An 18935-nucleotide genomic window follows, 5' to 3' on the forward strand; every position below is an offset into this window, starting at 1 on the left:
TCCCTAGGCGGGCCCCCCCTTCGTCATCTTCGTTGTCGCCTTCGGCGCCTGCCTTCCGATTCCCTCGGGCGCATCTACACGCCCCGCCCTCACCGCCACACCCACCCCGCCCAGCGCTCACGATGAGGCTTAGTATCGGATGCTGGGGTGGCTAGTGTGCTTGGCATGGTAGCCATGGTCAGAGGGGGTATGGAGGAGGGTGCGGTGCCCGCTTCGTGCCGGCCGCGCGAAGCGCACCCACAACATGCTCAGCCAACGCAATGCCAAACGTGGCCGCCCGCGTGTCCGCCGCAAGGAACGAACTCCGTAGATCCGTTCTACGTCAAAAACACTTAAGTGGATAAATAAACTACATAAGAGATAAATCGAATCTGCTGAAGAACACTCAACCGTTACGAAGCAGCGCTCTCTTTGCCTCTCGGTACTCTGCCTCCAGGAGTGCCACAAGGTCTTCAACGGCCAGCACCTCTTGGCTGGAACCTACGCCTTGGCCAGCGCTCCATATGTCTTTCCATGGGGTGGGGCGGGTGGATTTGTCTAGGTTGGGGGGTGGGGCTTGGCTTTTGATTTGGTCTTTTATGTCTTCGGGGTTCAGGCCCGCGGCCTGGATGCTGGGGGTCAGGTAGTTGGCGGGGACACCTGAGAAATAGGGGGTGTAGAGCACGTCTGCGGCTTGCGCGCTCAGGACCATTTCCCGGTAGGTTTCGTTTGCGAGTGACTCTTTTGTCGCGATGAAGCGGGTGCCCATATAGGCGAAATCGCAGCCCAGGGCTTCCGCGGCCAGAATGTCCTTGCCGTGGCTGATGCAGCCTGACAGGGCCAGGGGACCGTCGTAGAACGCGCGGATTTCGTTGACCAGGGCGATCGGGTTCAGTTGGCCTGCGTGGCCGCCGGCGCCTGCGGCCACCAGGATCAGGCCGTCGACGCCAGCGTCCAGCGCGCGCTTGGCGTGGCGGACGGTTGTGACGTCGTGGTAGACCTGGCCGCCGTACGCGTGAGCGGTGCGGACCACGGTTTCGGGCGGATGCAGTGACGTGATCAGTAAAGGGACCTGGCGCTCCGCGCAGATGGCCAGGTCGCCTTGCCAGCGGGCGTTGCTGGGGTGGACGATCAGGTTTACCCCGTAGGGTGCCACCCGAGCGCCGGGGGCGGCGCGGCGTATCGCGGTCAGGCGGGTTTCGATGCGCGTGATCCACTCGTGCAGCTGTTCCTGCGGACGCGCGTTCAGCGACGGGAACGTGCCGATGATGCCGGCGCCGCATTGCGCGGCCACCAGTTCCGGGCCCGAGACCAGGAACATGGGGGCGCCGATGATGGGCAATCGGGTTTGCTGGCGCAAGGCGGGGGCTGGGCGCATAGGCAGGCTCCGGGTGGACGGCCTTAATTGGCCTGGATGTTCGCGCTTTGGATCACGTCGGCCCACAGCGCGTATTCGCGGTCGATGCGGCTTTGCAGCGCGGCCGCGTCGCCCGTGTTGATGGTGTAGCCGCCATCCGTCATCGCGCGGCGGAAAGCGGGATCTTGCGAGACTTCCGTCAGCGCGCGGGTCAGGCGGGCGCGGACCGGGTCCGGCAGCTTCCTGGGGCCTACCAGCGCGTACCAGCCCACCACCTCGTAGTCCTTCATGCCCGCCTCGATCATCGTCGGGACGTCGGGCAGCTCGGGGTTGCGCGTGCGCGACGTCACCGCCAGCGCGCGCGCCTTGCCGCTCTTGATGAACGGGATCGCCGTGCTCGTGATGTCGAACATGAACGTGATCTTGCCGCTGACCACGTCCATCATCGCTGGCGAATTGCCGCGATAGGGCACATGCAGCATCGGCACGCCGGCCTGCTTTTTCAGGAGTTCGGCGGACAAGTGGTTGGACGCGCCGATGCCGGCGGAGCCGAACGACACCGCGTCGGGATGAGCGCGGGCGTAGTCGACCAGTTCGCCCACGCTCTTGGCCGGCGCCTGCGGGCCGATCAGCAGCACGTTGGCGTAATCCACCACCAGGCCGATCAGCGAGAAGTCCTTGCGCGGATCGAACAGCGTGCTGCGTTGGACCAGCGGCGACATGGTCAGCGTGGGGCTGGCGGCAAAGCCCAGCAGGTAGCCGTCGGGCGGGGCCTTGGCGGTGGCGTCGGAGGCGATCATGCCGCTGGCGCCGGCGCGGTTCTCCACCACGACCGCCTGGCCGAGTTTGTCGCCCAGGTACTTGGCGAAGACGCGCGCGGTGGTGTCCACCGGGCCGCCCGGCGCGTAACCCACCAGCAGGCGGATCGGCCGGTCGGGGTAGGCGGTGTCGGCGGTGGCGGTCGCGCCGGTGGCCAGGGCGGCCACGGCCGCAGCCGTGGCGAACAGTTGTCTTAGGTTCACGCGCTTGTCTCCTTGTCGACAAGCCGGTCGTGGAGCGGAACGAAGCGTCCGAGCCTGCGCCGGCCTTTGTTTCAACGGCTACAACGTGGCGGCGGTGCCGAGGATGGCGGTGGCCTGGCTGGACAGCGTGCCGCCGTTGCCGTGCACCAACGCCAGGTCGGCGCCGGCGACTTGGCGCGCACCGGCCTCGCCGCGCAATTGCCGCACGGCCTCGATCATGATGAAGACGCCGTACATGCCCGGATGCACGCAGCACAGGCCGCCGCCGCTGGTATTGACCGGCAGCCGCCCGCCCGGCGCGATGGCGCCGTCCGCGATGAAGTCCTTGGCTTCGCCCTTGGCGCAGAAGCCCAGGTCTTCCAGGAACAGCAGCGTGTTGATGGTGAAGGCGTCGTACAGCTGCACCACGTCGATGTCGCGCGGCGCCACGCCGGCCATAGCGTAGGCGCGGCGGCCGGATTCGGCTGCGGCCGTCACCGTCAGGTCCTCCATCGACGAGATCTGGCGGTTCCAGACGGCGGTAGCGTTGCCCAGCACGTAGACCGCCGGGCGGGGCAGGTCGCGGGCGCGTTCGGCGCGCACCAGCACATAGGCCCCGGCGCCGTCGGTGACCAGGCAGCAATCGCGCACGCTCAAGGGGTCCGACACCATGCGCGCGGCCAGGATCTGTTCCAGCGTAGCCGGTTCGCGCAACTGGGCTTCGGGATTGAGCTGGGCCCACTGATTGGCGGCCAGGGCGACCTGCGCCAAGTGTTCTCGGCGGGTGCCGTATTGGTGCATGTGACGGGCGGCGGCCAGCGCGTAGGACGACAGCGGGCTCAGTGGATCGTAGGGCGTTTCATAGGGCTGCGGATCGAACTGCTTGCGCACCCGGCCGATCTCGGCGCGGCTCAGTGTCGAGGTGCGCTGGGTGCTGCCGTAGCAGACCAGCACCGCGTTGCATTGGCCCGACGCCAGCGCATGCAGTGCGGGCAGCAGGTGCGCCACGAAACTGGAACCGCCCAGCATGGTGCTGTCGATGAAGGTGGGGCGGATGCCCAGGTGTTCGATGACCGGCATTGCCCACATCGGGGCGGCCACGCTGGCGGTGCACAGGCCGTCGATGTCCTGCATGGTCAGGCCCGCGTCGGCCACGGCGCGCTGCGCCGCCTGCACCAGGATTTCCATTTCGGTATAGCCGTTGGCCTGACCCAGGCCGGCATGGCCCACGCCGGCGACCGCGACGGCGCCGCGCAAATCGTTCAGCGTCATGACGCCTCCTTGTTGGGTACGAACACCAGCAGGCCGCGGCCTTCCGTTACCTCCACCTGCGCCCGCACCGCCATGCCGATGCGCACGGCATCGGGCGCGATGCCCTCCACCCGGCTCATCAGGCGCACCCCTTCGGCCAGGTCGATCAGCGCCACGTTGTAGTCGCCGCCCGCTTCGGGCTTGCGCCGCACCACGGTGGTCGAATAGACGGTGCCGCGCCCGTCGGGCGTCGTCCAGGACAGTCGGTCGGCGCCGCAATGCGGGCACAGCATGCGGGGATAGAACACGGCGCGGGCACAGGCGCCGCAGTGCTGGAGCAGGAAGCGGCCCTGGTCCAGCGCCTGGCGGTACTGCGCGTCGACGCCGGTCGCGGCGTCGCTCATGGCGGTAGCGGTCATTGCGTGGGGATTCCGGATTGACGAGCCGCCAGTGTCGGGGCTGGCGCGGGCGCTTGCCATTCTTCATTGCTGAAGCAGGCCTTTTGCGAACCTGTAGTGCAGGCCCGGCAACGCGGCGGCCGCTCGTGCCCCGGTTGCCATCCCGTCATGCGCATCCCTACACCACGGCAAAAGCCGGCCTTCGGCAACCGCAGATTGTCCGGCGCGGCGGGCCATGGCTAGATAGCCGGCAAAGGAGGTAGGCCATGAATCTGACTTGGACGCCAGAAGAGCGCCAGTTCCGCGAAATGGTGCGCGCGTTCGCCGCGGACCGCTTGCCGGCGGACATTCGCGACAAGGTGCGCCGGCATCAACGCCTGGAGCGCGACGACTACGTGCGCTGGCACAACATCCTGGCGGACCGGGGCTGGGGCGCGCCGAATTGGCCCGTCGAACACGGTGGCACCGGCTGGAATGCGCTGCAGCGCCTGATCTTCGAGGTGGAATGCTTCAAGGCGGGCGCGCCGCGCCTGCTGCCGTTCGGCCTGTCCATGATCGGCCCGGTGCTGATGAAATACGGCAGCGCCGCACAGCAGGCCCGTTTCCTGCCGCGCATGCCCCGGGTCGAGGATTGGTGGTGCCAGGGTTATTCCGAACCGGGGTCGGGATCGGACCTGGCCTCGCTGAAGACCCGCGCGGTGCGTGATGGCAACGACTATGTCGTCAACGGCCAGAAGACCTGGACCACGCTGGCGCAGTATGCCGACTGGATGTTCTGCCTGGTGCGCACCGACCCTGATGCGCGGGCCCAGCGCGGTATCTCGATGCTGCTGCTGGATATGCGCGCACCGGGCGTGACGGTGCGTCCCATCCGCACGCTCGATGGCGGCCACGACGTCAACGAGGTGTGGCTGGAAAACGTGCGGGTGCCTGGGGAAAACCTGGTGGGAGAGGAAAACCACGGCTGGACCTACGCCAAATACCTGCTGGGTCACGAGCGTACCGGCATCGCCGGCCTGGGCCATTGCCATCGCGAACTCGACATCCTGAAGAGCATGGCCGCCAAGGCCACGTCCCGTGGCAAGCCCTTGCTGGCCGACAGCCGCATGCGCGACCGCATCTCGCGCATCGAGGTCGACATCATGGCGCTGGAAATGCTGTTGCTGCGGGTGGCATCCAGCAACGACGGCACGCCGGGGCCGGAAGCCTCGGTGCTCAAGATCCGCGGCTCCGAGATCCAGCAGGACCTGGCAATGTTGCAGATGGAGGTCGCCGGCCCGGACGCCTGGCCTTACGACCCTGCCTGGATGCTGGCCGACGCCGAGTTCCACGGCCCCGGCCCCGAGATGGCCGCCGCCGCCGGCGCGGGTTACGCCGATATGCGCAAGACCTCGATCTATGGCGGCACCACCGAAGTGCAGAAGGGCATCATCGCCCGCCTGGTGCTGGGCCTGTAGGCCCCATCGCTTCACGACTGGGAACACGACGCATGGACTTTCTCTATTCCGAAGAACAGCGCATGCTGGCCGACAGCCTGCGCCGCCTGGTGGACCAGGCATGGACCCGGCCGCAGCGCCGCGCCCGCGAAGCCGCCGGCCGGCTCGATGCCGACGCCTGGGGGGCGCTGGCCGACCTGGGCGTGCTGGGCCTGACCATCGCGCAGGACGCCGGCGGTTTCGGCGAAGTGCCGGCCAGCCTGCTGCCCGTGCATCTGGAACTGGGGCGCGGGCTGGTGGCCGAGCCGGTCATTCCCAGCGCGGTGATGGGCGCCGCGCTGATCGACGCCTGCGGCGGCGCGGCGCGGCGCCAATGGCTGCCCGCCATTGCCTCGGGTGAACGTGTGGTGAGCGTGGCCTGGCAGGAGCCGGGACAACGCTATCAGGCGGCGCCGGAAACCTGCCGGGCGGTGCGCAGCGATGCGGGCTGGCGGCTGGACGGCGCCAAGCACCTGGTGTGGCACGGCGCGACGGCGCACGCCTGGCTGGTCAGCGCGCGAGGCGGCGATGGTATGACCGTGCTACTGGCCGTGCCGGCGGACGCCGCCGGGGTGCGTGTCCTGGACACGCCGACGCTGGATGGGGCGCGTTGCGCCCGGCTGGATTTCAGCGGCGTCGCGCTGCCGGCGGACGCGCTGCTGGCGCAGGGCCCCGAGGCCGACGCCGCGCTGGCGCAAGCGCTGCAATGGGGCACTGCGGCGCTTTGCGCCCACGTGGCCGGCGCCATGGAACGCTTGCTCGAGATCACGGTGGACTATCTGAAGACGCGCCAGCAATTCGGCCAGCCGCTGGCCTCGTTCCAGGCCTTGCAGCACCGCCTGGCGGAAATGCTGGTGGCCAAGGAACTGGCGTTGTCGATGGCATACGTGGCGGTGGCCGCGCTGAGCGAACCGGACTTGGCGCAGCGCCGGCGCATGCTGGCCTCGGCCAAGCTGGAGGTCGCGCGCACGGGGCGGCTGGTCGCGCAACTGGCGGTGCAGCTGCACGGCGGCATGGGCATGACGGACGAGCTGGAGGTGGGCGACTACTTCAAGCGCCTGACGGTCGCGGATCTGCTGCTGGGTGACAGCGCCGAGCAGCTGGCCGTGCTGGAGGAACTGGCATGAGCACCGCTGCATACACCCAGATCGCGTTCACCCTGGAGCAGGGCGTCGGCGTCATCACGCTCAACCGCCCAGAGCGCCTGAACAGCTTCACCGCCGTCATGCACGCCGAACTGGCACGGGCGCTGGACACGCTGGAGGCGCACGCCGGATTGCGCGGCGTGATCCTGACCGGCGCCGGCCGCGGTTTCTGCGCTGGCCAGGACCTGGGGGAACGCAAACCGGCAGAGGACGGTTCGCGCCGCGATCTGAGCGAGAACCTGGAAAAACTGTACAGACCGCTCATCATGCGGCTGCGGGCGCTGCCGGCACCTGTGGTGTGCGTCATGAACGGCGTCGCGGCGGGCGCCGGCGCCAGCCTGGTGCTGGCCTGCGACGTGGTGTTCGCGGTGGAGTCGGCCCGTTTCATCCAGGCGTTCAGCAAGATCGGCCTGCTGCCGGATGCCGGCGGCACCTGGTTCCTGCCGCGCCTGGTCGGCTCGGCCCGGGCCATGGGCGCCGCCTTGTTCGGCGAGGCCGTCAGCGCGCGCCAGGCCGAGGCCTGGGGCCTGATCTGGCGCGTGGTGCCGGACGTGGAGCTGGACGCCACGCTGGCGGACGTCCGTGCCCGGCTGGCGGCCGGTCCCACCCGCGCCTACGCGGCCACCAAGGCGGCCTTGCACGCCTCCAGCGGCAACACGCTGGCGCAGCAGTTCGACCTGGAGGGCGCGTTGCAGCGTGAACTGGGCTACACCGACGATTATCTGGAAGGCATGCGGGCGTTCGCCGAGAGGCGCGCGCCGGCGTTCACCGGACGCTAGGCGGCCCCAGGCCCTGGGGACCTGGATGCTTGTGCCTGCACCGCACGACGCGTGACGGGCGCGGTTCGCGGCCTCCCGGCGCAGGCTTGGGGCCGCTCAGCCGGCCGCGGGCTGCCTGATCTGCTCGATCAGCTCGCGCGCACAGCCGGGCAGGGCGTCGATGTCGCGCACCAGCAGCTTGCGTTCGCGCACCACCCAGGGTTCGTCCAGCTCCACCACGCGCAGCTTCATTTCCGCGCCGTAGCGGCGCGCGGCCGAATCGGGGATGACACCCACGCCAACGCCCGCCTGCACCATGCGGCAGATCGAATCGAAGCTGTAGAGCTGGATGCGCTGCGGCAGGCGTTGGCCGATGCGCTCCAGCTGGTCGCGCAGAAACGCCACCAGGGTCGAGCCTTCGTGCATGGTGATGAACGGATAGCGCACCGCGTCGGCCAGCTTGACCTTGTCCTGGTCCTGCAGCGGATGGCCGTTGGGCACCACCAGCACCAGGCGGTCAGTGCTGAAGTGAATGGCCTGCAGCTCGGGCGCGTCGACCGGCCCGGCCACGATACCCAGGTCGGTGGTGCCGTCCAGCACGCCGCGCACGATGTCGCGCGTCAGGCGTTCCTGCAGGTCCACCGTGACGCCGGGGTGGCCCGACAGGAAATGCGCCAGGATGTCCGGCATGAATTCCGTGACCGCGGTGGTGTTGGCGAAAATGCGGATATGGCCCGCGTCGCCGTCGGCCTGCTCCTGGAAGTCGTGCTTCAGGTGGTCCACCTGGCGCATGATGACCCGGGCGTGCTGCAGCAGCCGCTGGCCGGCGGGGGTGATTTCCACGCCGCGGCTGTCGCGGTACAACAGGCGGGTATTGAGCTGGTTCTCCAGCGCCTTGATCCGCACGCTGACCGCGGCCAGCGACAGGTGCGCCCGCTTGGCGGCCTGGGTCAGGCTGGGGGATTCGGCGATATGGATGAACAGGCGTAGGTCGGCAAGATCGAAGTGCATGGCGCCTATATTACGGCGGCGGGCGCGGGGTGCACGATTCATGCGCCGCAAACCCCGCCTTGAGGAAAAACGAATTCACAGCGTGCGCGGCTTGCGGGATGCTACCCGTCAACCCCTATGACAAGGATATCGGCATGACATCGACAGACCCGGCCGCCTGGATTGGCAGCGGCGAGCGCCAGGCGGACGCGCTGGACCCCGGCCACGCGGCGCGCATCGCCGCCACGCTGGGAGGCCCGGCGCCCGCGCAGGGCGACCCTTTGCCGCCCCTGTGGCAATGGGCATTTTTCATCAGCACCGTCGGCCTGGACGGCTTGGGGACGGATGGGCACCCCGCGCGCGGCGGTTTCCTGCCGCCGGCGCACGACCGCAACCGCATGTGGGCGGGCGGCCGGGTGCAGTTCCTGCGCCCGCTGCGGGTAGGCGTGCCGGCCGAGCGCATCTCGGCGGTGGCCGACGTCAAGGAAAAGGCCGGCCGCAGCGGGGCGCTGCTGTTCGTCACCGTGCGCCATGAATACCGCCAGGAAGGCGAGCTGGCCATCCTGGAAGAGCAGGACATCGTCTACCGCCAGCCCACGCCGCCCAAGCTGACCGGCACCGAGCCGGCGCCTCAGGCAGCGTGGCGCGACACGGTCGAGCCGTCGGCGGTGCTGCTGTTCCGCTATTCGGCCGTGACCTTCAACGGCCATCGCATCCATTACGACCACCCCTACGTCACCGCTACCGAAGGCTACCCCGGCCTGGTGGTGCACGGGCCGCTGATCGCCACCGAAATGGTCGCCGCGTTCCAGCGCGCCCATCCCCACGCGCGTCCCACGCACCTGACCTACCGCGGCTTGCGCCCGCTGATCTCGCCGGCGCCGTTCCAGGTGGCGGGGCGGCTCGACGAACCCGGCCTGGCCCGCTTGTGGGCCGAGCAGGACGGCACGCTGGCCCACCAGGCCGAACTGAGGTTCACCGAATGAACAACCCGGCCCCCCGTCCGCTGGACGGCATCACCGTCATCAGCCTCGAGCACGCCATCGCCGCCCCGTTCTGCACCCGCCAGCTGGCGGACATGGGCGCGCGCGTCATCAAGATCGAACGCCCCGGCGCGGGCGACTTCGCCCGTGGCTACGACGAGCGCGTGCGCGGCTTGTCGTCGCACTTCGTCTGGACCAATCGCTCGAAAGAAAGCCTGACGCTGGACCTCAAGCGCGAGCAAGCCGGCGGCATCATGGAACGTCTGCTGCAAGACGCCGACGTGCTGGTGCAGAACCTGGCGCCCGGCGCCGCGGCCCGCCTGGGCCTGTCGTTCGAGGCGCTGCACGCCAAGTACCCGCGCCTGATCGTCTGCGACATCTCCGGCTACGGCGAAGGCGGCCCCTACCAGGACAAGAAGGCCTACGACCTGCTGATCCAAAGCGAAAGCGGTTTTCTATCGGTGACCGGTACGGCCGACGATCCGGTCAAGGCCGGCTGTTCCATCGCCGACATCTCCGCCGGCATGTACGCCTATTCGGCCATCCTCAACGCACTGCTGCTGCGTCAGAAGACCGGCCTGGGCAGCCGGCTGGACGTGTCCATGCTCGAAAGCATGGTCGAGTGGATGGGGTTCCCGATGTACTACGCCTTCGAGGGCGCGGCCCCGCCGGTGCGTGCGGGTGCGGCCCATGCGTCCATCTACCCCTACGGGCCGTTCCCCACCGGCGACGGCAATACCATCATGCTGGGCCTGCAGAACGAACGCGAATGGCGCGTGTTCTGCGCCCAGGTGCTGCGCCAGGCCGAGCTGGCCGAAGACCCCCGCTTTGCCTCCAACTCGCTGCGCACCGCCAACCGCGATGCCCTGCGGGCGCTGATCGTGGCGGCGTTTGCCGGCCTGTCCGTGCAGCAGGTCACCGACCGGCTGGAAGACGCCCAGATCGCCAACGCCCGCGTCAACGACATGGCGGGTGTCTGGGCCCATCCGCAGTTGCAGGCCCGCGCCCGCTGGAGCCAGGTCGACAGCCCCGCGGGCGCGCTGCCGGCGCTGCTGCCGCCGGCCAGCAGCAACGCCTTCGCGCCGCGCATGGCGGCGGTGCCCGCGGTGGGCCAAAACACGGATGCGGTGCTAGCATCACTGGGATACGCGCCGGATCAGGTGGCGCAATTCCATGCCTCGGAGGTCGTGTGATGCATCCCGTCGTTCGTACCGCGCTGTTCGTGCCGGCCTCGCGCCCCGAGCGTATCCCCAAGGCTTTGGCCGCGGGCGCCGATGCCGTCATCGTCGATCTGGAAGACGCGGTCGAGCATCTGGCCAAGGCCTCGGCCCGCGAGGCCCTGTGCGACTTCCTGGGCACGCATCCGCAGGCCCGGGTCTGGGTGCGCATCAACGACGCCTCCACCTCGTGGCACGACGACGACCTCAAAGCCTGCCGCGGCCGGCCCGCGGTGGCCGGCATCCTGCTGCCCAAGGCCGAAAGCCTGGCCCAGGTGCGGCACGTGGCGCAGACCGGGCTGCCCGTCATTCCCATTCTTGAAACCGCGCGCGGCATCCTGAACGCGGCCGAAGTGGCCGGCACGCCCGGCGTGGCGCGGCTGGCCTTCGGCAGCCTGGACTACGGCCTGGATCTGGGCCTGGCGCCCGATACCGGCGGCGCGCAGACGGTGCTGGATCACGCCCGCGTGCAGGTGCTGCTGCAGACCCGCGCGGCCGGACTGGCGCCCGCGCTGGATGGCGTGTTCGCCGGCGTCGAAGACCAGGCCGGGCTGTCGCGCGCCGCGGCGCATGCGCAGCAGATGGGGTTCGGCGGCATGCTGTGCATCCATCCCGCGCAGGTGGCCGCCATCCATGCGGCCTTCGCGCCCGATCCCGTCGAGCTGGCCTGGGCGCGCCGCGTCATCGACGCGCACCGCGACAAGGCGGCAGGCACCTTCATGCTGGATGGCAAGATGGTGGACGCGCCGGTTATCACCCGCGCGCGCCGCGTGCTGGCACAGGCGGGGGAAGCGGCTTCATGAGCGAAGCGCTCTTCATCGGGCATACCTATATCGACGTCACCGTGCTGGCCGACGAATGGCCCACCGGCGACGACAAGCGCGTGGCGCGCGACTACGCCGTGTCGTTCGGCGGCAATGCCGTCACCGCGGCGTTCGCCTGCGGCAAGCTGGGCACGCCGCCGGACCTGATGTGTTCGCTGGCGCCCGATTGGCTGGGCCACATGTACACCGACATGGCTGCCGCGCACGGCGTCACGCTGCACGGGCGCCAGGTGCGGCGCTCGTCGCTGTCGTTCATCATGCCCAACCATGGCAAGCGCGCCATCGTGCGGGCGCGCGACACCGACTACCTGAACGATTTTCCGCGCCTGGACGTGGCGGGCTATCGCGCGCTGCACCTGGACGGCCACCAGCCCGACGCGGCGCTGCACTACGCGCGCGCTTGCCGCCAGGCCGGCATCCTGACGTCGCTGGACGGCGGCGGGGTGCGCGAGAACACCGACGAATTGCTGCGCCATATCGACGTGGCCGTGTGCGCCGAACGCATGTGCGAACAGCTCGGCCTGTCGCCGCAAGGCTTGCTGGACCTGCTGCGCCAGCGTGGCTGCCGCATCGGCGCGGTGACCATGGGCGAGCGCGGCATGCTCTGGTACGACGAAACCGGCACGGTCGCCACGCTGCCGTCGCTGGACGTGCCCGCAGCGAGCATCGTCGATACCTCGGGCGCGGGCGACGTGTTCCATGGCGCCTACGTGTGGTCTTACGTGAACCGCCCCGAGCTGTCCTGGAAAGAACACTTCACCTTCGCGCGGGCCGCATCGGCGCACAAGATCCAGCATCTGGGCAACGAGGCCGGCCTGCCGACGGTGGGCGACGTCGAACGCGCCATGCTGGCATTCGCGCCCAAGGCATAGCCGGCCCGGTCACGGGGCCCGCGGATTTCCTCAAAAGGGCAGGCAAGGGCACGGCCGGTTCCGGCCGCGCCAGTCACGCGAGGCGTTCGATCGGCTGATCGGTGATGTCGCCGAGCCAGGCGTCGATGCTGCGGCCGGCCAGCGTCAGCGCGGGTGCCAGGTCGCGCAGCGGCCGCAGCACGAAGGCGCGCAGCTGCATGCGGGGGTAGGGCAGGGTCAGGCGTTCGTGCGCCAGCACCGTGTCGCCGTAGAGCAGCAGGTCCAGGTCCAGCGTGCGCGGGGCATTCTTGTATGGGCGTTCGCGGCCATGGCGCAGTTCCAGCGCTTGCAGCAGGTCCAGCAAGGCCAGGGGCGCCAGCGTGGTGTCCAGGGCGGCGACGGCGTTGACGAAGTCGGGGCCGGTGGCATCCACCGGCGCGCTGCGGTAAAACGGCGAGGCGGTCACCGCCTGGATGCCGGCCGCGTGGGCCAGTTCGGCCAGCACGGTGCGCAAGGTGGCCACGCTGTCGCCCAGGTTGGCGCCCAGGCCGATGTAGGCGCGCACGCTGCCGGCCATGGTCTTATTCGGCGCTGTCGGCGCTGCCGCCGGCGCCACGCGAGCTGGGACGGCGGCGCGGGCGGCGCTTGCGGGCGGCCGGCGCGGGGGCTTCGGCCGGGTCGCGCGGCTGGCGGCCCAGCGCTTCGATCATGTCGGCGCGGGTGGCGTCGTCGGCGTTGGCCAGGTCCATCCACCATTGCGCCAGCACGCTGTCGAACTCGCCGGCGGCGGCGCGCAGCTGCAGGAAGTCGCAGGCGGCGCGGAAGCGCGGCTGTTCGATCATGCGGAAGATGGTCTTGCCCATGCGGCGCTCGAAACGCGGCTGCATGAACCAGATTTCACGCATGTCGGACGAGAAGCGGCGCTGGATGGCCAGCTTTTCGGTCTGCTCGTCGAGCACCGAGTCGGCGGCCTGGGACAGCGCCGGGATGGTGTGCTCGCCCTGGGCGCGCAGCTGCTTCCAGCGCACGTCGACCTGCTGCCACAACAGCGCGGCGAACAGGAAGCTGGGGCTGATGGTCTTGCCGGCGCGCACGCGGGCGTCGGTGCGTTCCAGCGCCAGTTCCACGAAGTTCTCGCCGCCGGGTTGTTCCAGCACCACGTCCAGCAGCGGCAACAGACCGTTGTGCAGGCCGTCGGCGCGCAGCTGGCGCAGGCAGTCCATGGCGTGGCCGCAGGTCAGCAGCTTGAGCATTTCGTCGAACAGGCGTGAGGCCGGGACGTTTTCGATCAGGTTGGCCATCGTGCGGATGGGCTGGCGCGTGGCCGGATCGATGGTGCCGTTGAGCTTGGCGGCAAAGCGCACGGCGCGCAGCATGCGCACCGGGTCTTCGCGGTAGCGCTTGGCGGGATCGCCGATGATGCGGATCTGGCGCTTCTTCAGGTCGGCCACGCCGTCGTGGAAGTCGATGACTTCCTCGTTGTGCGGGTCGTAATACAGCGCGTTCATGGTGAAGTCGCGGCGGGCCGCGTCTTCTTCGTGCGACCCGAACACGTTGTCGCGCAGGATGCGGCCGTGCTCGTCGGTTTCCTGGTCGTCCGAGGCCGGGGCGCGGAAAGTCGAGGTTTCGATGATTTCCTGGCCGAACACCACGTGCACCAGCTGGAAGCGGCGGCCGATGATGCGGGCGCGGCGGAACAGCGGGCGGATCTGCTCGGGCGTGGCGTTGGTGGCCACGTCGAAGTCCTTGGGTTCCAGGCCGACGATCAGGTCGCGCACGGCGCCGCCGACGATATAGGCTTCATAGCCGTGCTGGCGCAGCACTTCGCACACCTTGATGGCGTGGCGCGAGACATTGCGGCGGTCGATGCCGTGCTTGTCGCGTCCGATGCGCAAAGGCCCCCGGGCTGCCGGCGCGAACAGTCGGCCGACGAATTTTTTTATGGTTTCGGTGATCATTTAGGACTTGGCATCTATGACGTGGTCGAACAGGTCGATCACTTGCCAGCCGCGTTCCTGGGCGATCTTGCGCAGGGTCGGGCTGGGGTTGGCGGCGATCGGACGGGTCACCTTTTCGAGCAGCGGGACATCATTGACCGAATCGCTATAGAAAAACGATTCGGAAAAATCCGCAAGTCCTAATCCCATGGCGCCCAGCCAATCGTTCACGCGCACCACCTTGCCTTCCTTGAAGCTGGGCGTGCCCAGGATGCGGCCGGTATAGCGGCCGCGCTGGACTTCGGCATCGGTGGCGACCAGGTGGGGCACGCCAAAGGCGCGGGCGATGGGGGCAGTGACGAAACTGTTGGTGGCCGTGACCACCGCGCACAGGTCGCCGGCTTCCAGATGGGATTCGACCAGGCCGCGCGCGGCGGGCGTGATCGACGGCCGGATGACCTCGGCCATGAATTCCTCGTGCCAGGCGGCCAGCTCGAACGGCGTATGCGCCGCCAGCAGGCCCAGCATGAACTCGGCGGCCTGCTCGGCGGTGAGTTCGCCGCGGTTGTAGCGGTCCATCAGGTCGTCGTTAAGGCGGCGGGCCTGGTCGGGATCGCCCGCGCGGCCGGTCCGCGCCAGATAGTCGGCCCATTGGTAGTCGCTATCCAGCGGCAACAGGGTGTGATCCAGGTCGAACAGGGCGAGACGTCGGGAGGTCATGTGCGTTGTGAATCAGGGTCTGCGAGCATGGCGCGCAAGAGGGGCAGGGTGATGGGACGGCCGGTGGCCAGGGAATAACGGTCCAGCGCGTCCAGCAGCGCAGCCAGCTTGCGGATGTCGCGCTCGTGGTGCGTCAGCATCCAGTTGATGATTTCGGGCGCCAGGTGCAGGCCGCGCTCGGCCGCCTGAGCGGCCAGCGCCGCCAGCTTGTCGGCGTCGGACAGCGGGTCCAGGCGGAACACCAGGTCCCAGCCCAGCCGGGTGCGCAGGTCTTCGCGCAGCGGCATCGACAGCGGCGCGCGGTCGCCGGCCACGGCCAGCGCGAAGGCGCGGCCGGTGGCGGCGGATTCGCGCCAGCGGTTGTACAGGGCGAACAGGCCCGCCTGGCGGTGCTCGTCCATGCGGTGCACGTCGTCCACGGCCACGAACTTGGGCATGGGCGACTTGGAATCGGCTTCGGCCAGTACGCGCAGGATGTTGGCGCTGTTGGCGGCTTCGATGTAGACGGCGTCGGGGCGCGCGGTCAGGGCGCGCAGCAGGTGGCTGCGGCCGCAGCCCGCGGAACCCCAGATGTACAGCGCGCGGCCCGGAGCCAGCGTGCGCACGGCCGCCAGCGCCTCTCCGTTGGGACCGGCGATGTAGTTGTTCAGCGATGGCGCTGGCGCGGGAAGAACGTCGAGCAGCAGCTGGCGGTTCATGAGAGGTTATCGATCAGGCGGGTGACGCAAGGCTTGGGCGTGGCCCAAAGCCGATGACGGCATTGCCCGCCAGAAACTGGCAAAATCGCTATCGGCCAACCCTACACTTTAAACCACCCGGGGGGGCGGTGTCGCGTCCAAGCCCTTTGCCTGGCTTGGCTTTGCGCGAAAATCCCGTCCCGCCGGCCTGGTTGCCGCCCGCCCGTCCGGGGCGGGTTTCGCCGGGCGTCAGCCTGGACCGGGCCGCAACATCGTAAAATGCAGGGCGTTCCACCCAAATTCCCAGCAATTGTTACATACCCCACGGCATTTCTCATGACGAATCAACCCAAAGCTCCCTTGACCTACCGCGATGCCGGTGTCGACATCGATGCGGGCGACGCCCTGGTCGACCGTATCAAACCGCTCGCGGCACGCACCATGCGTCCCGGGGTGCTGGCCGGTATCGGCGGCTTTGGCGGCCTGTTCGAAGTGCCCAAGCACTACAAAGAGCCCGTCCTGGTGTCGGGCACCGACGGCGTGGGCACCAAGCTGCGCCTGGCGTTCGACTGGAACCGCCACGACACCGTCGGCATCGACCTGGTGGCGATGAGCGTCAACGACATCCTGGTCCAGGGCGCCGAGCCCCTGTTCTTCCTGGACTATTTCGGTTGCGGCAAGCTTTCGGTGGACACGGCGGCGTCGGTGGTGGGCGGCATCGCCAAGGGCTGCGAACTGTCGGGCTGCGCCCTGATCGGCGGCGAAACCGCTGAAATGCCGGGCATGTATCCCGACGGCGAATACGACCTGGCCGGGTTCGCGGTGGGCGCGGTCGAAAAGTCGTCCATCATCGACGGCAAGTCCATCAAGACGGGCGACGTGGTGCTGGGCCTGGCGTCCAGCGGCGCGCACTCCAACGGCTACTCGCTGCTGCGCAAGATCCTGGAACGCGCCGGCGCCAAGCCCGACGACGACTTCCACGGCCAGAAGCTGGTCGACGTGGTCATGGCCCCGACCCGCATCTACGTCAAGCAAGTGCTGGCCGCGCTGGCCAAGCACGGCACCGCCATCAAGGGCCTGGCCCACATCACCGGCGGCGGCCTGCTGGACAACGTGCCGCGCATCCTGCAGCCCGGCCTGTCGGCCAAGCTGCAGCGCGACAGCTGGGAAATGCCCAAGCTGTTCCAGTGGCTGCAAGCCCAGGGCGGCGTCGAAGACACCGAGATGTACCGCGTGTTCAACTGCGGCATCGGCATGGTGCTGGTGGTGGATCCGGCCCAGGCCGACGCCATCGCCGCCACGCTGCGCGAGCAGGGCGAAACCGTCAGCAAGCTGGGTGAAATCGTCGAGCAGACCGACGGCATGCCCCAGACCGTGGTGGTCTGAGCCGGCGCGCTCGCATGAAAAACCCGCCCAGGTGAACTGATCCCCAGAAGTTGGACGGTCAGAAGCTAAAGCCCGAAGGCCTGAGCTCGGTATTGCACCGGGCTCAGGCCTTTTAGCTTGAGCTTGATGCGATCGTGATTGGTGTAATGGATGTACTGGCGGATGCCTGTCTGCGATTGATCGACGCTCTCGACGCGGTCTGGTCCTGCTGGCTTTGGCTGGCTGCTGGACAGGGGTGTTCGTTTAGAGCTCCGCTACGTCACGCAGCCGGACACCGTCCAACTGCGCCACAACCAGGGCATCAGACATCATCCGGTCGCAGATAGGAGAGGCCCCCAAACGCTCTTGGCGAAAGATGTGGGCATTTGCCACGGCGTCTGCTTTGAAGATCAGACTCGCTCCTCCCACCACGCTGTACCGCTTTACGTCCTGGCCAGTCTGGTGGTCGTGATCGAGCTTGATCTTCATCCGCGATCGGGCTTCGTCCAGTGCATGCCGCGTGCGCAGCACATTGCAGAGGTAGTACTGCGGACCGGGGGAGCCGTCGGCAAGGGTGAAGTCGCATGGGACGAATGCGAATGCTTCGGGGTCTACACGCAGGAATACCTGCCTGAGTGCCTCGGAGACAACCCAGATGCCTGCCAGCACTTCAAAGTCGCGCGGCAGCCCCCCTTTCTCCGGCACGTGCGCCAGATGTGGCCGCTCGGGGTATTGATCGGGTTCGCCAGTCGGTCGCTCGACAATATTCATGCCAGGATGGATCAGTGCGTCTTCGTTCGCAAACTCCAGCCCCGAAACCTGACCATTCCCTCTGAGGCTGGGATCAATGAGAAAGAACCTGCCCTTGTCGGACTCGGTCGCAACTGAAACGGGAATGGCGGTCTGCTCGTTCATAGGTTTCCAAGATCGTCTTTGTACGTGCTGCAGGTAAAGGTCTTGAGTCGCTTTCAGTCAACCCGGCCGCCGACCTGAAACACGGTCCTCCAAAGCGCTGACCTACCGTCCCACGGCCGTTCAGCCGCCGCCTTGGGGGGCGGTCGCCAGCGCCACGGCCACCGCATCGATGGTCTGCGCCACCGCGTCGGCCGCCAGGCAATCGACGATCACGCGGTCGGGCTGGGCCCGCAGCCAGGTGATCTGCCGCTTGGCCAGCTGGCGGGTGGCGGCAATGCCTTGTTCGCGCGCTTCGTCCAGGCTGATCTCGCCGTCCAGGTGGGCCCACATCTGGCGATAGCCGACGCAGCGCACCGACGGCAGCCCCGGATGCAGGTCGGGACGGGCATGCAGGCCGCGCACCTCGTCCAGCAGACCGTTGGCCAACATCGCGTCAAAGCGCTGCGCGATGCGCGCATGCAGCGCGGCGCGGTCCGAGGGTTCCAGGCTGATGGTCAGATAGCGGTCGGCGTCGTCGTCGGGCGGGCGCTGGCCGCGGCTGAGCAGGGCGGACATGGGTTGGCCGGCCAGCTGGCAGATTTCGAGCGCGCGCTGGATCCGCTGGCTGTCGTTGGGCGCCAGGCGGGCCGCGGTGACCGGGTCCAGCACGGCCAGCTCGGCATGTAGCGCCGGCCAGCCCATGCGGGCGGCGCGGGCTTCGAGTTCGGCGCGCAGCGCGGGGTCGGCCTGCGGCAGGTCGTCCAGGCCGTCGCGCAGCGCCTTGTAGTACATCATGGTGCCGCCGGCCAGCAGCGGAATGCGGCCGCGCGCGCGGATCTCGCCGATCAGGCGGCGCGCGTCGGTTCGGAATTCGGCGGCCGAATACGATTGCGCCGGGTCCAGGATGTCGAGCAGGTGCTGCGGCACCAGGGCCTGTTCGGCCCGCGACGGCTTGGCGGTGCCGATGTCCATGCCACGGTAGATCGTGGCCGAATCGACGTTGACGATCTCCAGTGGCCAGCGTTCGGCAAGCGCCAGGGTGGATGCGCTCTTGCCGGCCGCGGTGGGGCCGGCCAGGCAGATGACGAGCGGGGAGGAGGACGGCACGGGCAA

At 68.4% G+C, this 18935-nt stretch carries 19 protein-coding genes and 1 pseudogene; 8 read left to right on the forward strand and 12 right to left on the reverse strand.

All coding sequences use genetic code 11. The features are described from left to right. Positions 1 to 385: 385 nt before the first annotated feature. The 4 genes from A9974_RS22685 to A9974_RS22700 form a co-directional block, all read right to left on the reverse strand. Positions 386 to 1357: a nitronate monooxygenase family protein gene (locus A9974_RS22685; RefSeq protein ID WP_183006437.1), complete on the reverse strand. Its 972-nt coding sequence runs from the start codon at positions 1355 to 1357 to the stop codon at positions 386 to 388. A 23-nt stretch (positions 1358 to 1380) separates the two neighbouring features. Continuing rightward, the gene (locus A9974_RS22690) at positions 1381 to 2358 is read right to left on the reverse strand and encodes a tripartite tricarboxylate transporter substrate binding protein (RefSeq protein WP_183006438.1); all 978 of its coding nucleotides are present in this window, start codon (positions 2356 to 2358) and stop codon (positions 1381 to 1383) included. Positions 2359 to 2436: 78 nt separating this feature from the next. After that, positions 2437 to 3609, reverse strand: a complete 1173-nt coding sequence (locus A9974_RS22695) for a thiolase (protein WP_183006439.1) — start codon at positions 3607 to 3609, stop codon at positions 2437 to 2439. Next, positions 3606 to 4007, reverse strand: coding sequence for a Zn-ribbon domain-containing OB-fold protein (locus A9974_RS22700; protein ID WP_183006440.1), 402 nt, complete (start codon positions 4005 to 4007; stop codon positions 3606 to 3608). The genes A9974_RS22695 and A9974_RS22700 overlap by 4 nt, the downstream gene beginning before the upstream one ends. Positions 4008 to 4252: 245 nt before the next feature. Here A9974_RS22700 and A9974_RS22705 point away from each other — a divergent pair, with 245 nt between their 5' ends. The 3 genes from A9974_RS22705 to paaG are packed head-to-tail and all read left to right on the forward strand — an operon-like array spanning position 4253 to position 7385. Continuing rightward, complete coding sequence (locus A9974_RS22705) at positions 4253 to 5443, forward strand: acyl-CoA dehydrogenase family protein (protein WP_183006441.1); 1191 nt, start codon at positions 4253 to 4255, stop codon at positions 5441 to 5443. Positions 5444 to 5475: 32 nt separating this feature from the next. After that, entirely contained in the window at positions 5476 to 6588 is a 1113-nt protein-coding gene (locus A9974_RS22710; RefSeq protein WP_183006442.1) for an acyl-CoA dehydrogenase family protein, read from the forward strand. Then, positions 6585 to 7385, forward strand: coding sequence for a 2-(1,2-epoxy-1,2-dihydrophenyl)acetyl-CoA isomerase PaaG (gene paaG, locus A9974_RS22715; RefSeq protein WP_183006443.1), 801 nt, complete (start codon positions 6585 to 6587; stop codon positions 7383 to 7385). The genes A9974_RS22710 and paaG overlap by 4 nt, the downstream gene beginning before the upstream one ends. Positions 7386 to 7481: 96 nt before the next feature. On the opposite strand, the gene A9974_RS22720 is transcribed toward paaG, so the two are convergent. Next, positions 7482 to 8375 (reverse strand): LysR family transcriptional regulator, encoded by an 894-nt coding sequence (locus A9974_RS22720; protein WP_183006444.1) that lies wholly within the window; start codon positions 8373 to 8375, stop codon positions 7482 to 7484. Between the two features lie 134 nt (positions 8376 to 8509). Between A9974_RS22720 and A9974_RS22725 the strand changes: the two genes are divergently transcribed. From A9974_RS22725 to A9974_RS22740, 4 genes are read left to right on the forward strand one after another with little or no spacing between them, the layout of a single operon-like run. Beyond that, complete coding sequence (locus A9974_RS22725) at positions 8510 to 9340, forward strand: MaoC family dehydratase N-terminal domain-containing protein (RefSeq protein ID WP_183006445.1); 831 nt, start codon at positions 8510 to 8512, stop codon at positions 9338 to 9340. After that, positions 9337 to 10530 (forward strand): CaiB/BaiF CoA-transferase family protein, encoded by a 1194-nt coding sequence (locus A9974_RS22730; protein WP_183006446.1) that lies wholly within the window; start codon positions 9337 to 9339, stop codon positions 10528 to 10530. The genes A9974_RS22725 and A9974_RS22730 overlap by 4 nt, the downstream gene beginning before the upstream one ends. Beyond that, positions 10527 to 11357 (forward strand): CoA ester lyase, encoded by an 831-nt coding sequence (locus A9974_RS22735; RefSeq protein ID WP_183006447.1) that lies wholly within the window; start codon positions 10527 to 10529, stop codon positions 11355 to 11357. The genes A9974_RS22730 and A9974_RS22735 overlap by 4 nt, the downstream gene beginning before the upstream one ends. Beyond that, a complete protein-coding gene (locus tag A9974_RS22740) occupies positions 11354 to 12250 on the forward strand; it encodes a sugar kinase (RefSeq protein WP_183006448.1) in 897 nt (298 codons plus the stop codon). The genes A9974_RS22735 and A9974_RS22740 overlap by 4 nt, the downstream gene beginning before the upstream one ends. Positions 12251 to 12323: 73 nt before the next feature. Here the strand turns inward: A9974_RS22740 and A9974_RS22745 are convergent, their stop codons facing one another. From A9974_RS22745 to hda, 4 genes are read right to left on the reverse strand one after another with little or no spacing between them, the layout of a single operon-like run. Further along, the gene (locus A9974_RS22745) at positions 12324 to 12806 is read right to left on the reverse strand and encodes a 2-amino-4-hydroxy-6-hydroxymethyldihydropteridine diphosphokinase (protein WP_183006449.1); all 483 of its coding nucleotides are present in this window, start codon (positions 12804 to 12806) and stop codon (positions 12324 to 12326) included. Positions 12807 to 12810: 4 nt separating this feature from the next. Further along, complete coding sequence (gene pcnB, locus A9974_RS22750; protein ID WP_183006450.1) at positions 12811 to 14187, reverse strand: polynucleotide adenylyltransferase PcnB; 1377 nt, start codon at positions 14185 to 14187, stop codon at positions 12811 to 12813. Then, positions 14188 to 14886, reverse strand: a complete 699-nt coding sequence (locus tag A9974_RS22755; RefSeq protein WP_183006451.1) for an HAD family phosphatase — start codon at positions 14884 to 14886, stop codon at positions 14188 to 14190. Continuing rightward, positions 14883 to 15584: a DnaA regulatory inactivator Hda gene (gene hda / locus A9974_RS22760; protein ID WP_183006452.1), complete on the reverse strand. Its 702-nt coding sequence runs from the start codon at positions 15582 to 15584 to the stop codon at positions 14883 to 14885. The genes A9974_RS22755 and hda overlap by 4 nt, the downstream gene beginning before the upstream one ends. Positions 15585 to 15899: 315 nt before the next feature. Between hda and purM the strand changes: the two genes are divergently transcribed. Beyond that, positions 15900 to 16949: a phosphoribosylformylglycinamidine cyclo-ligase gene (gene purM / locus A9974_RS22765; RefSeq protein WP_183006453.1), complete on the forward strand. Its 1050-nt coding sequence runs from the start codon at positions 15900 to 15902 to the stop codon at positions 16947 to 16949. 65 nt (positions 16950 to 17014) lie between these two features. Here purM and A9974_RS29335 read toward each other — a convergent pair. The 3 genes and pseudogenes from A9974_RS29335 to miaA form a co-directional block, all read right to left on the reverse strand. Then, a pseudogene (locus tag A9974_RS29335) lies at positions 17015 to 17137 on the reverse strand (IS3 family transposase); the annotation flags it as partial. A gap of 55 nt (positions 17138 to 17192) precedes the next feature. Next, the gene (locus tag A9974_RS22775) at positions 17193 to 17843 is read right to left on the reverse strand and encodes an imm11 family protein (RefSeq protein WP_183006454.1); all 651 of its coding nucleotides are present in this window, start codon (positions 17841 to 17843) and stop codon (positions 17193 to 17195) included. Between the two features lie 120 nt (positions 17844 to 17963). After that, positions 17964 to 18935: a tRNA (adenosine(37)-N6)-dimethylallyltransferase MiaA gene (miaA, locus tag A9974_RS22780; protein ID WP_220806090.1), complete on the reverse strand. Its 972-nt coding sequence runs from the start codon at positions 18933 to 18935 to the stop codon at positions 17964 to 17966.

Source organism: Achromobacter sp. UMC71, from assembly GCF_014170305.1.
In the GTDB taxonomy this organism is placed as follows: Bacteria; Pseudomonadota; Gammaproteobacteria; order Burkholderiales; family Burkholderiaceae_B; genus Achromobacter.

Bases quoted from the DNA above. Each gene is read 5' to 3' on its own strand.
- A9974_RS22755 (WP_183006451.1), bottom strand. From the start codon at position 14,886: ATGACCTCCCGACGTCTCGCCCTGTTCGACCTGGATCACACCCTGTTG.
- A9974_RS22695 (WP_183006439.1), bottom strand. From the start codon at position 3,609: ATGACGCTGAACGATTTGCGCGGCGCCGTCGCGGTCGCCGGCGTGGGC.
- hda (WP_183006452.1), bottom strand. From the start codon at position 15,584: ATGAACCGCCAGCTGCTGCTCGACGTTCTTCCCGCGCCAGCGCCATCG.
- A9974_RS22725 (WP_183006445.1), top strand. From the start codon at position 8,510: ATGACATCGACAGACCCGGCCGCCTGGATTGGCAGCGGCGAGCGCCAG.
- A9974_RS22720 (WP_183006444.1), bottom strand. From the start codon at position 8,375: ATGCACTTCGATCTTGCCGACCTACGCCTGTTCATCCATATCGCCGAA.
- A9974_RS22710 (WP_183006442.1), top strand. From the start codon at position 5,476: ATGGACTTTCTCTATTCCGAAGAACAGCGCATGCTGGCCGACAGCCTG.
- pcnB (WP_183006450.1), bottom strand. From the start codon at position 14,187: ATGATCACCGAAACCATAAAAAAATTCGTCGGCCGACTGTTCGCGCCG.
- A9974_RS22705 (WP_183006441.1), top strand. From the start codon at position 4,253: ATGAATCTGACTTGGACGCCAGAAGAGCGCCAGTTCCGCGAAATGGTG.
- A9974_RS22740 (WP_183006448.1), top strand. From the start codon at position 11,354: ATGAGCGAAGCGCTCTTCATCGGGCATACCTATATCGACGTCACCGTG.
- A9974_RS22700 (WP_183006440.1), bottom strand. From the start codon at position 4,007: ATGACCGCTACCGCCATGAGCGACGCCGCGACCGGCGTCGACGCGCAG.
- paaG (WP_183006443.1), top strand. From the start codon at position 6,585: ATGAGCACCGCTGCATACACCCAGATCGCGTTCACCCTGGAGCAGGGC.
- A9974_RS22775 (WP_183006454.1), bottom strand. From the start codon at position 17,843: ATGAACGAGCAGACCGCCATTCCCGTTTCAGTTGCGACCGAGTCCGAC.
- A9974_RS22745 (WP_183006449.1), bottom strand. From the start codon at position 12,806: ATGGCCGGCAGCGTGCGCGCCTACATCGGCCTGGGCGCCAACCTGGGC.
- purM (WP_183006453.1), top strand. From the start codon at position 15,900: ATGACGAATCAACCCAAAGCTCCCTTGACCTACCGCGATGCCGGTGTC.
- A9974_RS22730 (WP_183006446.1), top strand. From the start codon at position 9,337: ATGAACAACCCGGCCCCCCGTCCGCTGGACGGCATCACCGTCATCAGC.
- A9974_RS22685 (WP_183006437.1), bottom strand. From the start codon at position 1,357: ATGCGCCCAGCCCCCGCCTTGCGCCAGCAAACCCGATTGCCCATCATC.